Source organism: Burkholderia sp. Ac-20379 (genome assembly GCF_017104645.1).
Taxonomy (GTDB): domain Bacteria; phylum Pseudomonadota; class Gammaproteobacteria; order Burkholderiales; family Burkholderiaceae; genus Burkholderia.
Genome location: NZ_JAAGPF010000176.1, coordinates 1 through 14,963 on the forward strand (window position 1 = coordinate 1; position 14,963 = coordinate 14,963).

Here is a 14,963-nt window from a genome sequence, read left to right on the forward strand (position 1 = left end):
ACCGGCCGCCGCGCGCGCCGAGGCGCTGCGCCGCTTCGCCGACGCGATCGCCGAACGCGCGCCGCGGATCGGCGCGGCGCTCGCGCTCGAATCGGGCAAGAGCGTGGACGACGCCACCAACGAGGCGCGCTACGCCGCCGACATCACCCGCTATCACGCCGAATGGGCGCGCCGCATCGAAGGCGAGATCATCCCGAGCGATTCCCCGAACGAAAACCTGTTCCTGCACCGCGAGCCGATCGGCGTGGTGGCGGCGCTGATCCCGTTCAACTACCCGATCTACACGCTGCTGCGCAAGATCGCGCCGGCGCTGATCGCGGGCAACGCGGTGGTGGTGCGCCCGAGCAATCACACGCCGTGCTCGGCGTTCGAGGTGGCGCGCGCCGCCGACGCGGCGGGCCTGCCGGCCGGCCTCGTCAACATTCTCGCGATGCAGCACGACACGGCGGCCGTGCTCTGCACGCAGGCGCAGGTCGGCATGATCACGCTGACGGGCAGCGTCGGCGCGGGCCGCACCGTGCTCGAATACTGCAAGACCAACATCGCCAAGCCTTCGCTCGAACTGGGCGGCAAGACGCCGGCCATCGTCGAGCCGGACGCGAACCTCGAGCAGGCGGCCGCCGCGCTGGTGGCCTCGAAGACGACCCATTGCGGCCAGCTCTGCACGGCGATCGAGCGCGTGTACGTGCACGAAAGCGTGCACGACCGCTTCGTCGCGCTGCTGCGCGAGAAGATGGCCGCCGTGAAGATCGGCGACCGCCGCGACGACCCCGCCCGCATGGGCCCGCTCGCCAACGCCGCCGCGCGGCAGCGCGTGCATGCGATGGTCGAGCGCGCGGTGGCCGAGGGCGCGACGCTCGAAACCGGCGGCACGCTGCCGGCCGGCCCGGGCTTCTTCTACCCGGCCACGCTGCTGACGAACTGCCGCCAGGACATGGAAATCGTGCGCGAGGAGAGCTTCGGCCCGGTCATGCCGGTGCTGCGCTACCGCGATCTGGACGAAGCGATCGCGCTCGCGAACGACCATCAGTTCGGGCTGTCGTCGGTGCTCTATACCGAGAATTACCGCGTCGCGCAGCGCGTGGCGAACGCCATCGAAGCGGGCGAGCTGTACGTCAACCGCACGCCGGCCGATCCTTACCAGGGCTACCACGCAGGCTGGAAGCGCTCGGGCCTCGGCGGCGACGACGGCAAGCACGGCATGCTCGAATTCACCCAGACCCGCCTCGTCGTCATGCACTACTGACGACGCGGCACCCATGGGCGGCGCGCGCCAGACACGCGCGCCGCCCCGTACCCCCTCGACAACACAACAATATTCGGAGACAGCCGCCGCAGCCGGCGGCCGTCTCCTCAGGAGAACTTACGATGTCGGCGCACACCCCCAGCTCCGCCGCGGCGCTTGCCGCGGCCCCGTCCGAACGCGCGAGCCGCGCGCAACGCTACACCCAGCTGATGCTGCTGATCGCGGCGGCCGGCGCGATCTACCCGATGCTGTACCTGCGGCAGGTGTACCAGCCGACGATGCTCGCGTTCTTCCATATCGACGACGTGCAGCTCGGCCTGCTCTATTCCACGCTCGGCACGCTGTTCCTGGTCAGCTACCTGCCGAGCGGCTGGCTGGCCGACCGCATCTCGCCGCGCTATCTGATCTGCTTCTCGCTGATCGGCACCGGCGCGCTCGGCTTCGTCTACGCCACCGCGCCCGCGTTCACGACGCTGATGGCGGTGTTCGGCGGCTGGGGCATCACCACCGGCCTGACGTTCTGGGCGGCGGTGATCAAGCGCGTCAACATGATCGCGGGCGCCAACGAGCAGGGCCGCTTCTTCGGCCTGCTCGACGGCGGGCGCGGGCTGGTGGAGGCGCTGCTCGCCACCATCGCGATCTCGATCTTCGCCTACGTCACGCGCCATCACGACGGCAGCGACGCGGGCGGCTTCAAGCTGGTGGTGCACATGTACGCGGTGATCTGCATCGTGCTCGGCGTGGCGATCGGCTTCGTGCGCGATCCGCGCCCGGCGCAGGCCGCCGGCGCCACGGCGCGCCGCGGCGCGCTGCTGGCCGACCTGCGCACGCTGGCCGCGAACCCCTCGCTGTGGCTGGTGGCCGCGATCGTGTTCTGCGGCTACCAGGTGTTCTGGGCCACCTACAGCTTCTCGGCCTACCTGCACGAAGGCGGCTTCGGCCTGAGCACCACGGCGGCCGGCTTCATCACCACGCTCAAGCTCTGGATGCGCCCGGTGGGCGGCATCGGCGGCGGCTTCCTCGGCGATCGCTTCTCGCGCGTCTCGGTGCTGGCCGGCGCGCTGGTGCTGGCCGCGCTCTCGCTGGTGGGCCTCGCGACGGTGCCGGCGGCCACGCCGCAACTGCTGCTGGTGGTGCTGGTGCTGTTCATCGGCATCCTGACTTACGCGGTGCGCGGCCTGTACTGGTCGCTGCTCGACGACTGCCGCGTGCCGGCGCACTGCTCGGGCCTCGCGATCGGCCTGATCTCGGTGCTCGGCTATTCCCCGGACGTATTCGTCCCGCTCATCAACGGCTACGCGACCCAGAACTTCCCGGGCGCCGCCGGCTATCAGCTCTACTTCGGCTACATCGCCGCCGTGGCCCTCGTGGGTGCGGGCGCGGCGGTGATGCTCAAGCGCCGTCTCTCTGCACAGAAGGAATCCTGATGAAAATCGTCTCACTCGAAACGTTCAGCGTGGCGGTGCCCCCGCCGCACGTCGGCGGCATGTACTGGCTGTTCGTCAAGCTCAAGACCGACGACGGCATCGAAGGCGTCGGCGAGATCTACGCGGCCACCTTCCATCCCGACGTGATGATCCCCGCGATCCGCGACGTCTTCGAGCGCCATCTGCTCGATCACGATCCGCACCACGTGGAGCGCTTCTTCCGCGCCTGCTATTCGAGCGGCTTCACGCAGCGCCCCGACCTGACCATGATGGGGATCGCGAGCGGCCTGGAGATGGCGTGCTGGGACATCGTCGGCAAGGCCGCCGGCAAGCCGGTGTACGAGCTGCTCGGCGGCAAGATCCACGAGCGGCTGCGTTCGTACACCTATCTGTATCCGAAGAACGCGCAGGGCGAATACGACTACGACGATCCCGATCTCGCCGCCGAATGCGCGGCCGAGAACGTCAAGCGCGGCTTCACGGCCGTCAAGTTCGATCCGGCCGGCCCGTACACGGCCTATTCGGGCCACCAGCTCTCGCTGGCCGTGCTCGATCGCTGCGAAACGTTCTGCCGGAAGATCCGCGAGGCGGTGGGCAGCAAGGCCGATCTGCTGTTCGGCACGCACGGCCAGATGGTGCCGTCGTCGGCGATCCGGCTCGCGCAGCGGCTCGAGAAATACGATCCGCTGTGGTTCGAGGAGCCGGTGCCGCCGGGCCAGGAGGAGGCGATCGCCAGCGTGGCGCGCCACACCTCGATTCCGATCGCCACCGGCGAGCGCCTGACCACCAAGTACGAATTCCACAAGCTGCTGCAGGCCGGCGGCGCGTCGATCCTGCAGCTGAACGTGGGGCGCGTGGGCGGCCTGCTCGAGGCGAAGAAGATCGCGACGCTGGCCGAGGTGCATTACGCGCAGATCGCGCCGCATCTGTACAACGGCCCGGTGGGCGCGGCGGCCAGCATCCAGCTCGCCGCCTGCACGCCGAATTTCCTGATCCAGGAAAGCATCATGACCTGGGGCGGCTTCCATGCGGAAGTCGTGAAGACGCCGATCCGCTGGGAAGACGGCTACATCATCCCGTCGAACGAGCCGGGCCTCGGCATCGAACTGAACATGGACGTGGTGCGCGCGCATACGCCGTACACGGGCCGCCGCCTGCATCTGCAGATGGCCGCCCAGCCCGCCGACGTCAACGATGATTCGCCGGCCAAGGGCTGAGCCCGCCGCGCGCAGAAGCAGGAAGCAAGACATGGAATACGACTACATCATCGTCGGGTCCGGCTCGGCCGGCGCGATCCTCGCCGACCGGCTCAGCGCCGACGGCCGCCACACGGTGCTCGTGCTCGAAGCGGGCCCGCGCGACGATTCGTTCTGGTTCAAGGTGCCCGTCGGGTTCACCAAGACCTACTACAACCGCAAGTACAACTACATGTACTACAGCGAACGCGAGCCGGCGCTGGCCGGCCGCGAGCTGTATTGCCCGCGCGGCAAGGTGGTGGGCGGCTCGGGCGCGATCAACGCGATGGTCTACGTGCGCGGCCAGCGCATCGACTACGACGACTGGGCCAAGGCCAGCGGCGACGCCGGCTGGTCGTACGACAGCGTGCTGCCCTACTTCCGCCGCCTCGAAACGCACCCGCTCGGCGCGAGCGCGCCGCAATGGCACGGCAGCGAGGGCAAGATCCACGTCACGCCGATGACGGAGGACGTGCATCCGATCGTCCACCAGTTCCTGGCCGGCTGCCGCGAACTCGGCATGCCGAGCACGCCCGACATGAACGGCGCGCAGTTCGAGGGCGCGGGCATCTATGAATTGAACACCAGGCGCGGCGAGCGCTGTTCGGCCGGCGTGGCCTATCTGCACCCGGCGCTGTCGCGCCCGAACCTGACGCTGGCGAGCGAAGCGCTGGCGCGCCGCGTCAGCTTCGACGGCAAGCGCGCGACCGGCGTGGCCTACGCGCACCAGGGCCGCGAGCAGCACGCCGTGGCGCGCCGCGAGGTGATCCTCTGCGCCGGCGCGGTGGATACGCCGAAGCTGCTGCAACTGTCGGGCGTGGGCGACCCGGTGCGGCTGGCGAAGCACGGCATCCCCGTGGTGCAGGCGCTGCCGGCGGTGGGCCAGAACCTGCAGGATCACCTGTGCGTGAGCTTCTACTTCAAGGCCAACCGGCCCACGCTCAACGACGAGATGGGCACGCTGTTCGGCAAGATGAAGATCGGCCTGCGCTACCTGCTGCAAAAGCGCGGCCCGCTCGCGATGAGCGTGAACCAGGCCGGCGGATTCTTCCGCGGCGATGCCGGCCAGAGCGAGCCGAACCTCCAGCTCTATTTCAATCCGCTGTCCTACCGGATTCCGAAGAGCAACCGCGCCAGCATCAAGCCCGAGCCGTATTCGGGGTTCCTGATCGCGTTCAACCCGTGCCGCCCCACGAGCCGCGGCTCGATCGAGCTGGCCTCGGGCCGCGCCGAGGACGCCGCGAAGATCCGCATCAACGCGCTCGACACGGATAAGGACCTGGCCGAAGCCGTGCAGGGCAGCAAGCTGATCCGCAAGCTGATGATGGCGCCGTCGCTGCGCGCGATGACGATCGAGGAGATCTCGCCCGGCCCCGCCGTGCAGAGCGACGAGGATTTCCTTCAGTACTTCCGCGAGCAATCCGGTTCGATCTACCACCTGTGCGGCTCGTGCACGATGGGCCCGGACCCGGCCACCGCCGTGGTGGACGCGCGGCTCAAAGTGCACGGCCTCGCGGCGCTGCGTGTGGTGGACGCCTCGGTGTTCCCGAACATCACCTCGGGCAACATCAACGCGCCCACCATGATGGTGGCCGAGAAGGGCGCGGACCTGATCCTCGACGACGCCCGCGCGGCCGCCGCGCAAGCCGAACCGGGCAGCGGTACCGGCCGCCCCCGCGCCGCCGCCATGACGCACTGACGCCCCGCCTCACCGTTTTTCCCGCCCGCCCCCAGGAGACACCCGTGCACGCCGCGAACGCGGCGCGCCCGGCGGCGGGCGACCGATTGCCGGCACGCGGCCTCGCCCGCCGCGCGCCGGCCTGACCGCGTGCGCCGGTTCCCTTGCCGGCGCACGCATCGCACCCCGGCCCGGGCGTCACCGCCCTATCCAACGACAACAGACAGAACGATTCGGAGATCCAAATGAAGAAGCGCATCGCGGCACTCGCCGTCACGGCAGCCGCCGCCACCCCGGCCTTCGCGCAGAGCAGCGTCACGCTGTACGGCGTGATCGACGAGGGGCTCAACTACACCAACAACATCGGCGGCAAGGGCGGCGCGCTCGAAATGGCCAGCGGCTACGCGCAGGGCAGCCGCTGGGGGCTGAAGGGCAACGAGGATCTGGGCGGCGGGCTGTCGGCCGTGTTCCAGCTCGAAAACGGCTTCGACGCCAGCTCGGGCAAGGCCCAGGAAGGCGGCCGGATGTTCGGCCGGCAAGCCTACGTGGGCCTGCAGGACAAGCGCCTCGGCACGCTGACGTTCGGCCGCCAGTACGATTCGGTGGTCGACTACTTCGCGCCGACCACGGCCAACGGCAACTGGGCCGGCTACCTGTTCTCGCACCCGTACGACAACGACAACACCGACAACTCGTTCCGCCTCGACAACGCCGTCAAATACGCGAGCCCGGATTTCAACGGCCTGCGCTTCGGCGGCGCGTACGCGTTCAGCAACGACACCGGCTTCGCGAACAACCGCACCTGGAGCGTCGGCGCGCAATACGCGCGCGGCGGCCTGCTGGTGGCGGGCGCCTATTTGCAGGCGAACCATCCGGGCGCGACGGCGGCCGGCGCGATCGCCAGCAACGACGCGAGCTTCCTGGCCGAGCGCATGCGCATCTTCGGGGTGGGCGTGAACTACACGTTCGGCATCGCCACCGTGGGCTTCGCGTATTCGAACACGAACTACAAGAACCCCACCGGCAACATCTATCTCGGCTCGCCGGCCGCGATCGTCGCGCCGGGCACCTCGCTCAACGCGCTGAAATATCAGAACTTCGAACTGAACGGCATGCTGCAACTGACGCAATCGTTCTTCGTCGGCGCGGAATACGTGCTGTCGCTCGAAAAGTACGATGCGTCGGCGCGGAACGTCAGCCCGAAGATCCACACGATCGGGCTGATGGCCGACTACAACCTGTCGAAGCGCACCGACGTGTATCTGCAAGGCGCGCTGTCGAAGGCGACGGGCAACCGCACGAACTCGATTCTCGATTCGGGCTTCGTGCTCGGCACCGACGGCCCCGCCTCCACGTCGAATCAGGTGGCCGTGCGCCTCGCGCTGCGCCACAAGTTCTGATCGGCAGCCGCAAGCGCGCGCGGGGCGCGCCGGGCCGTCACCGCTTCAGCGACGCGTACTGCTCGCGCACGCGCTCGATCGAGAACGTGCCGAGCGCCTCGCGCACCGCATCGAGCGTGGCCTGCGTGCGCTCGCGCGCGCGCTCGGTGCCCTGCATCAGCACGTCGATCACGTAGCCCGGATCGGCCGCCAGTTGAGCGCGCCGCGCGCGGATCGGCGCGACGAACGCCTGCAGGCGCTCCTCCAGCCGGCGCTTCACGACCATGTCGCCAAGCCCGCCGGCGCGATAGGCGGCCTTGAGCCGCTCGACTTCGGCCACGTCGTCGTCGAACGCGTCGAGATACGTGAACACCACGTTGCCCTCCACGGTGCCCGGGTCCGACGCGCGCAGGTGGTTCGGATCGGTGTACATCTGCCGCACCGCCGCGCGGATCGCGTCCTCGGGCGCGGCCAGCGCGATCGCATTGCCGAGCGACTTGCTCATCTTCGCCTTGCCGTCGATGCCGGGCAGCCGGCCCAGCGTGGGGATCAGCGCCTCCACCTCGGGCAGCAGCTCGCGCTCGGTCTGGCGGTTCAAACGCCGCACGATCTCGTTGGTCTGCTCGATCAGCGGCGCCTGATCCTCGCCCACCGGCACCACCGTCGCGCGAAAGCCGGTGATGTCGGCCGCCTGCGCCACCGGGTAGCAGAGAAAGCCGGCCGGAATGTCGCGCCCGAAACCGCGCGCCTGAATCTCGTCCTTGATCGTGGGATTGCGCTCCAGCCGTGCGACCGTGACGAAGTTCATGTACAGCAGCGTCAGCTCGGCCAGCGCCGGCAGCGCCGATTGCAGGCAGATCGTGGTCTTGGCCGGATCGATGCCCACCGACAGGTAATCGAGCGCCACTTCGAGCACGTTGCGGCGGACCTTGTCCGGATCGTGCGCGTTGTCGGTCATCGCCTGCGTGTCGGCAATCAGGATGTTCTGCTGATGGGTGTCCTGCAACAGCACCCGCGTGCGCAGCGAGCCGACGTAGTGGCCGAGATGCAGCGGGCCGGTCGGGCGGTCGCCCGTCAGCACCACGGGGCGCGCGGCGGATGCCGAAGGAAGGGACGTCGAGGACATCGGGCGGTTCTCCGGAGAAGCGCCGCCGCGGAACTGGACCGGCCGGTGCGATGCGAAGCCGGGCGGGCGAGCCGCGGCGGACAAGGTCAGGTCAGTCGATACGAATGAGACGATGCCGCGCCGTCAGGAGCGGCGCCAGCGATGCGGAAGAGGCTGAGAAAGGCGGCAAGGCGCGGCGGTCATCGCGCAAGCGTGCCACAGAACGGCCGCGCCGAGGCGATCGCCCATGCGGGCGGCGCGGGATTGCGCCGGGAACCGGATCGCCTCGCGTCGATCGTTCGGGCTGCAAACGATCTTCGGCGGCGCCGGGCGCGCGCATAAAAAAACGGCTTCGAAGCCGCCGCATCGAAGCCGGTAGAAACACGTCGGGCGCACGCGGCGGCATCGAACGCCGCCGCGTGCGCCGGTCAGGCCTTACTCGCCGCGGCCGTTGCGCAGGCGCGCGATGCCGAGCGGGTTCGCTTCGCGCAGGCTTTCCGGCAGCAGCGCTTCCGGGAAATCCTGGTAGCACACCGGGCGCAGGAAGCGGTCGATCGCCGTGGCGCCGACCGAGGTGTACATCGCGTTCGAGGTGGCCGGGAACGGGCCGCCGTGCACCATCGCGTCGCACACTTCCACGCCGGTCGGGAAGCCGTTCACGAGCAGACGGCCGGCCTTGCGTTCGAGGATCGGCACCAGCGTGCGGGCCGCGTCGTAATCGGCTTCGTCGATCTGCAGCGTGGCCGTGAGCTGGCCTTCGAGCGCTTCGAGCACCGTCGCCACTTCGGCGAGATCGCGGCAGCGCACGATCAGCGAAGCCGGGCCGAACACTTCGTCGCGCAGCGCATGCTCGCGCAGGAAGGTTTCGGCTGCCACGTCGAACAGGGCGCCCGACATCGCGCAGCCGCCTTCGCCCGCGCCGCCCGTGCCGAGCTGACGCACGCCGTCGGCGCCTTGCAGCTTGGCGCGGCCGTTCGAATACGCTTCGGCGATGCCGCGCGTGAGCATCGTGCCGGCCGGCTTGCCGCCGAGCGCGGCGGCTGCCGTGTTCGAGAACGCGTCGAGTTCCGGGCTGTCGATCGCGATCACCAGGCCCGGGTTCGTGCAGAACTGGCCCACGCCCATCGTCAGCGAATCGACGAAGCCCTGCGCGATCTTCTCGCCGCGCGCGGCCAGCGCCGCCGGGAACACCACGAACGGGTTGATGCTGGCCATTTCGGCGTAGACGGGGATCGGCTCGGGGCGTGCGTTCGCGAGGTTCACGAGCGCGAGGCCGCCCTGGCGCGAACCGGTGAAGCCCACGGCCTTGATCGCCGGGTGCTTGACGAGCGCGGCGCCGATCACGCGGCCCGGGCCCATCATCAGCGAGAACGTGCCTTCCGGCATGTTGGTGCGGGCGACGGCGCGCTGGATCGCGCGGCCCACCAGCTCCGAGGTGCCGAGGTGGGCTTCGTGCGCCTTGACGATCACCGGGCAGCCGGCCGCCAGCGCCGATGCCGTGTCGCCGCCCGCCACCGAGAACGCCAGGGGGAAGTTGCTGGCGCCGAACACCACCACCGGGCCGAGGCCGATCTTCTGCAGGCGCAGATCCGAGCGCGGCAGCGGGGTGCGCTCCGGCATCGCCGGATCGACCGACGCGCCGAGGAACAGGCCGTCGCGCACCACGCGCGCGAACAGGCGGAGCTGGCCGACCGTGCGGCCGCGCTCGCCTTGCAGGCGCGCGGCGGGCAGGCCGGTTTCGGCCTGGGCGCGTTCGATCAGCGCGTCGCCGAGTTCGAGGATCTCGTCGGCGATCGCCTCGAGGAACGCCGCGCGCTGCTCGAGCGGCGCCGAGCGGTACGGGTCGAACGCCTGCTGCGCCAGCGCGCAGGCGCGCTCGACGTCGGCTTCGTTCGCCGAGCCGAACACCGGCTCCGCAATGGTTTCGCCGAGCGCCGGGTTGAACGCCTGCACCGTGCCTGCCGTGCCCTTCACGGCTTGAGCGCCGATCAGCATTTCGCCTGTCAATTGCATGGATATGCTCCGTCAGTCCAAAAAAGTTCGTGCCGCACATTGTAGCCGAACAGATACGATGACTGACTAGAAGAATCGCCGCGACCGATCCGGCCCCGGCTCGGCGCATCGCCTTGTCACAAAAGCCGCTGACGATTTTTACAAGGCGAGGGAAAACCCGAGTGGTTCCGCTCGTGCCGCGCCACTACACTGCCCAGTTGTACGACGACGTACCATTACACCGACGTAATGGCGCCGTACCAGACCGACAACGATTCTCGACCCGCGCTCTCGCCAGGACACACATGGAAGCGACCCGCACCGCCAATCCGGCCACGACGGCCAAACGGACCGCCGTCCGTTATTGGATTCTGCTGATGATTTTCGTCGTGACGACGCTGAACTACGCGGACCGCGCGACGCTGTCGATCACCGGCACGGCGATCCGCAAGGAGTTCGGCATCGACGCGGTGCAGATGGGCTACATCTTCTCCTCGTTCAGCTGGGCCTACGTGCTCGCGCAGTTGCCGAGCGGCTGGCTGCTCGACCGTTTCGGCGCGCGCCGCGTGTATGCGGGCAGCATCTTCCTGTGGTCGCTGTTCACGCTGCTGCAGAGCATGATCGGCCTGGCCGGCAGCGCGGCGGCCGCGATCGCGGCGCTGTTCGTGCTGCGTTTCGCCGTGGGCATCGCCGAAGCGCCGGCCTTCCCGGCCAACGCCAAGGTGGTGGCGAGCTGGTTCCCGACCAGCGAGCGCGGCACCGCGTCGGCGATCTTCAACGCGGCGCAGTATTTCGCGGCCGTGCTGTTCACGCCGCTGATGGCGTGGCTCACGCACGCGTTCGGCTGGCATCACGTGTACCTGTGGCTGGGCCTGATCGGCATCGTGCTGGCCGTGATCTGGATGCGCGCCGTGCGCAGCCCGGCGGATCACCCGCGCGTGAACCAAGCCGAGCGCGATCACATCGAGCAGGGCGGCGGCGTGATCGAGACGCGCGGCAAGCAGGTGACGGCCGAGGGCGCGCCGGAGCGGCTGGCCGGCTGGTTCTACATCCGCCAGTTGCTCGGCAACCGGATGCTGATCGGCGTCTATATCGGCCAGTACTGCATCAACGTGCTGACCTACTTCTTCCTGACCTGGTTTCCGATCTACCTCGTGCAATCGCGCGGCATGTCGATCCTGAAGGCCGGCGTGCTGGCCTCGCTGCCGGCGATCTGCGGTTTCCTCGGCGGCGTGCTGGGCGGGCTGCTCTCGGACTGGTTGATCAAGCGCGGCGTGTCGCTGACGCGGGCGCGCAAGATCCCGATCATCGCCGGGATGGCGCTGTCGATGGTCATCATCGGCTGCAACTACGTGGACAGCGCGGCGCTGGTGATCGCGCTGATGGCGCTGTCGTTCTTCGGCAAGGGCGTGGGCTCGCTGGGCTGGGCCGTGGTGGCCGATACCGCGCCGAAGGAAGCGATCGGCCTGTCGGGCAGCCTGTTCAACATGTTCGGCAATGCGGCCGGGATCGTCACGCCGATCGTGATCGGCTACCTGGTCAGCGCGAGCGGCTCGTTCAACGGCGCGCTGGTGTTCGTCGGCCTCAATGCGCTGGTGACGGTGCTCTGTTATCTGGTGATCGTGAAGGACATCAAGCGGGTGACGTTGCGCAAGCCGGGGATGTAACGGCGCGGCTCGCGCCGGTTGCCCGAACCGGCAACCGGCGCCGCATGAAAAAACGGATCGCGCATGGCGATCCGTTTTGCATTCCGGCGGGCCGGTTCAGCCGCCGGCCATCACATCAGCGCCGCCCCGCCGCCCAATCCACCGCCCCGTCGAACAGCGCGATCCCCGCCGCCGACAGGTTCGGGAACGTGTCGTTGTCGAGAAAGCACATCACGCGCCGCGCCGGGGCGAGCGATTCGTAATCCATCGTCGCGCCGCGCTCGTAGGCGAACAGCGCCGCTTTGTCCGGCCGCCCGTAGACCGTGGCGATGGTCGCCGCGCCGAGCCCCGGCTTGCCCCAGCTCATCGGCGCCTGCTTGCGGTAGACGTCGGCCGTGCCGGCCGGCAGCCCCGCCGCGATCGGATGCGGCGCGTTGACGATCCACAGGTAGCGCTCCTTGCCCGTCTCGCCGAAATCGGCGTCGTGGCGCTTGCCGGTCATCGCGAGATCGTCGAGGAAATCGTTCTCCCAGGTCAGCAGCGGCTTGGCCAGATAGCGCCATTCGGGGCGCACGGCCTTCGCCGACACGGTCGACGAGATCAGCACCAGATCGGCATCGGACGCCGCGGCCACCGCCGCATCCTGATCGACCAGCCGCACCGCATAGCCGCGCGCGCCGAGGTGCGCGGCGATCTGCTTGTCGACCGCGAGGTTCGGGCCGTTCAGTTGCACCAGCATCGTCACGCGCACGACGGCGGCCTGCCCGTCGCCGGGCGATGCCGATGCCGATGCCGATGTGGACGCCACCGCCGCGTTCGACGCCCATCCCGCCACCAGCGCGCCCGCGGCGCCGAGCCAGCGCCGGCGCCCTTCGGAGGCCGCGCCGCGCGCCGTTTTATCCGTCTTCGTCCTGGTCATCGTCGTGCTCCGGTCAGAACTGCAGCGTGGTGGTCAGCAGCACCTGCCGCGCGTCGCCGAGCGCCACGAAATAGCGGTTCGCGCTCGACGGGTAGTAGGTGCGGTTGAACAGGTTCTTGACGTTCAACTGCACGCTGAGGTTCTGCTTGCCGATCTTGGTGTCGTAGGTCGCGAACGCGTCGGCCAGCACGTAGGACGGCAGCGTGAAGCTGTTCGCCGAATCGCCGGGGCGCGAGCCGATGTAGCGCGCCGAGCCGCCGAGGCGCAGATCGTCGCCGCCGAACAGCGAGCCGAAGTCGTACACGGCCGCGATCGAACCGGTGTTGCGTGCGACGTTCCAGAGGCGGTTGCCGGTGTACAGCGGATCCTCGGTCGTCTTGGCGTCGATATAGGCGTAGCTGGCGATCACGTTCCAGTGGTTGCCGATCTTGCCGGACACGTCCAGCTCGATGCCGCGCGAGCGCGCGCGGCCCGAGGTGCGCCAGTCGGTCAGCTTGGTGGCGTCGTTGTACTGCGACACCAGCACGTTCTTCTTGTCGATGTTGAACAGCGCGAGCGTGCCGGTCATGCCCGACGGCATGTCGAGCTTGGCGCCGACTTCGTAGGCGGTGGCCTGCTCCGGCGGCGTCGCGCCGGTGATGGAATAGCCCGATGCCAGCGCCGCGATCGACGAGGTCGGCTTCAGCGATTGCGAATAGTTGCCGTACACGGAGAACCACGGCGTGGCCTTGTAGACGACGCCGAGACGCGGCAGCCACTTGGTGCCGTTCAGATCGGTATTGGCGACGAACGGCCGGCCCTTGCCGGCCAGCTCGCTGTAGCGCATGAAGCGCACGCCGCCGGTGACGATCCACTTGTCGGTCAGATGCACGGTGTCCTGCGCGAACAGGCCGAGGCTGTGCAGCGCGTCGGTCTGATCGCTGTCGGGCGCCGACACGGTGGACGACGGCGGAATCAGGCCGTAGACGGGGTTCAGATAGCTGAACGGCACCGACACCGACTGGCGCAGCAGGTCGGCGCGAAAGATGCGGCGGTATTCGCTGTCCATGCCGAACTGCAGGTCGTGGCGCATGCCGGCCAGCCGCACCTTGCCGTTCACGTAGGCGATGCCGTAGCTGTCGCTGCTGTTGGCGCCGTGGGTGGCGTCGTCGCTGCGCGTGAGCGTGCCCTTGGCGGTGTTCACGCCGGTGGTGCGCACCTGGTTGGCGTCGTAGGTCTCGCGGTTGAAGCTGTAGCCCACGTGCACGTTCCAGTCCGGATTGAACTGGTGATCGGCCTGCACCTGCACCAGGTTCGACTGGCCCACCATGTTGTTCCAGGGCTCGTCGAGCCGCTCGCGCGCCGGAATCGCCAGCGGCTGGTTGGTGCGCGGGTCGAGCGCCGTGCCGCGGTCGAACGGGTAGAGGAAATCGCGATGCTCGTACGACACCACCACCTGCGTGTCGCGGCCGTACCAGCCGAGCGACGGCGCCACCAGCGTCTCGCGGCTCGTGCCGAAGTTGCGCCAGTAAGGCTCATCGGAGTGATCGACGATCAGCCGGTAGGCGAGCTTGCTGTCGCCGATCGGGCCGGTCAGGTCGAGCGTCATGTCGCCGCCGTTCTTGCCGTGCCCGTAGGTTTCGCCGGTCACCGACACGGTGTTCGAGCGCGTCAGTTGCGGCACCTTGCTGACCACGTTGATCACGCCGCCCGGATCCATGATCCCGTACAGCAGCGAGGTCGGCCCCTTGAGCACCTCGACGCTGTCGGCGGTGGCGTTCAGCGCGCGGCCCTGCACCACCGGCATGCCGTTGCGCATGATCGAGCCGTCGCGGTTGTCGCCGAAGCCGCGCTTCATGATCGCGTCCTGCGTGCCGGCCAGCGTGTTGCCCTGCGTGATGCCGCTGATGTTGGCGAGCGCGTCGTCGAGGTTGCGCGGCTTCTGGTCGCGCAGCACCTGCGCCGGCACGATGTTGACGGCCTGCGCGGTGTCGAGCACCGACGCGGCCGAGCGCGTGATGCCGGCTTCCTGCTGCGGGCGGTAGCTCTCGGCCTTCACGGCGCGGTCGCGCACCTGCACGGGCGCGAGCGCGATGGCGGAATCGCCGCCGGCGGCCGCGCCGCTCTGCGCGGCGTGCACCAGCGTGTAGCCGCCGCTCGCCTGGCGCTGCGCGGCCAGGCCGCTGCCGGCCAGCAACCGCTCGAGCGCCTGCGGCACCGCATAGCTGCCGTGCAGGCCGCCGCTTTGCAGCCCGGCCACTTGCGAGGCCGGGAACGCGAGCAGGATGCCGGCTTCGTGGCCGAAGCGGTTCAGCGCGCCTTCGAGCGGGCCGGCCGGGATGTCGTAGCCGCGCGCA

The 14,963-nt window shown here is 68.9% G+C and carries 10 protein-coding genes; 6 read left to right on the forward strand and 4 right to left on the reverse strand.

Going from position 1 to position 14,963, the window contains the following annotated elements; translation table 11 throughout:
• The 5 genes from G3N92_RS21000 to G3N92_RS21020 all read left to right on the forward strand — a co-directional run.
• Positions 1-1,246, forward strand: a 1,246-nt coding sequence (locus tag G3N92_RS21000) for an aldehyde dehydrogenase family protein (protein WP_206129504.1), incomplete at its 5' end; no start/stop codon positions are given.
• A 122-nt stretch (positions 1,247-1,368) separates the two neighbouring features.
• The gene (locus tag G3N92_RS21005; protein ID WP_206129505.1) at positions 1,369-2,673 is read left to right on the forward strand and encodes an MFS transporter; all 1,305 of its coding nucleotides are present in this window, start codon (positions 1,369-1,371) and stop codon (positions 2,671-2,673) included.
• Positions 2,673-3,890 carry a mandelate racemase/muconate lactonizing enzyme family protein gene (locus tag G3N92_RS21010; protein ID WP_206129506.1) on the forward strand — a complete coding sequence of 406 codons (1,218 nt, stop codon included), beginning with the start codon at positions 2,673-2,675 and terminating at the stop codon, positions 3,888-3,890. The genes G3N92_RS21005 and G3N92_RS21010 overlap by 1 nt, the downstream gene beginning before the upstream one ends.
• 31 nt (positions 3,891-3,921) lie before the next feature.
• A complete protein-coding gene (locus G3N92_RS21015) occupies positions 3,922-5,607 on the forward strand; it encodes a GMC family oxidoreductase N-terminal domain-containing protein (protein WP_206129507.1) in 1,686 nt (561 codons plus the stop codon).
• Positions 5,608-5,831: 224 nt separating this feature from the next.
• On the forward strand, positions 5,832-6,986 hold the full coding sequence (locus G3N92_RS21020; protein ID WP_206129508.1) for a porin: 1,155 nt from the start codon (positions 5,832-5,834) through the stop codon (positions 6,984-6,986).
• Positions 6,987-7,023: 37 nt separating this feature from the next.
• Here G3N92_RS21020 and trpS read toward each other — a convergent pair whose 3' ends face one another.
• On the reverse strand, positions 7,024-8,091 hold the full coding sequence (gene trpS / locus G3N92_RS21025; RefSeq protein ID WP_206129509.1) for a tryptophan--tRNA ligase: 1,068 nt from the start codon (positions 8,089-8,091) through the stop codon (positions 7,024-7,026).
• Between the two features lie 414 nt (positions 8,092-8,505).
• Complete coding sequence (locus G3N92_RS21030; RefSeq protein ID WP_206129510.1) at positions 8,506-10,083, reverse strand: aldehyde dehydrogenase (NADP(+)); 1,578 nt, start codon at positions 10,081-10,083, stop codon at positions 8,506-8,508.
• Positions 10,084-10,367: 284 nt separating this feature from the next.
• On the opposite strand from G3N92_RS21030, the gene G3N92_RS21035 reads away from it, so the two are divergent.
• Positions 10,368-11,729 carry an MFS transporter gene (locus tag G3N92_RS21035; RefSeq protein ID WP_206129511.1) on the forward strand — a complete coding sequence of 454 codons (1,362 nt, stop codon included), beginning with the start codon at positions 10,368-10,370 and terminating at the stop codon, positions 11,727-11,729.
• 115 nt (positions 11,730-11,844) lie between these two features.
• Here the strand turns inward: G3N92_RS21035 and G3N92_RS21040 are convergent, their stop codons facing one another.
• Together G3N92_RS21040 and G3N92_RS21045 are read right to left on the reverse strand one after the other, a co-directional pair.
• Positions 11,845-12,627 carry a hypothetical protein gene (locus G3N92_RS21040; protein WP_206129512.1) on the reverse strand — a complete coding sequence of 261 codons (783 nt, stop codon included), beginning with the start codon at positions 12,625-12,627 and terminating at the stop codon, positions 11,845-11,847.
• Positions 12,628-12,640: 13 nt separating this feature from the next.
• The coding region (locus tag G3N92_RS21045) for a TonB-dependent receptor (protein ID WP_206129513.1) at positions 12,641-14,963 on the reverse strand (2,323 nt) is incomplete at its 5' end.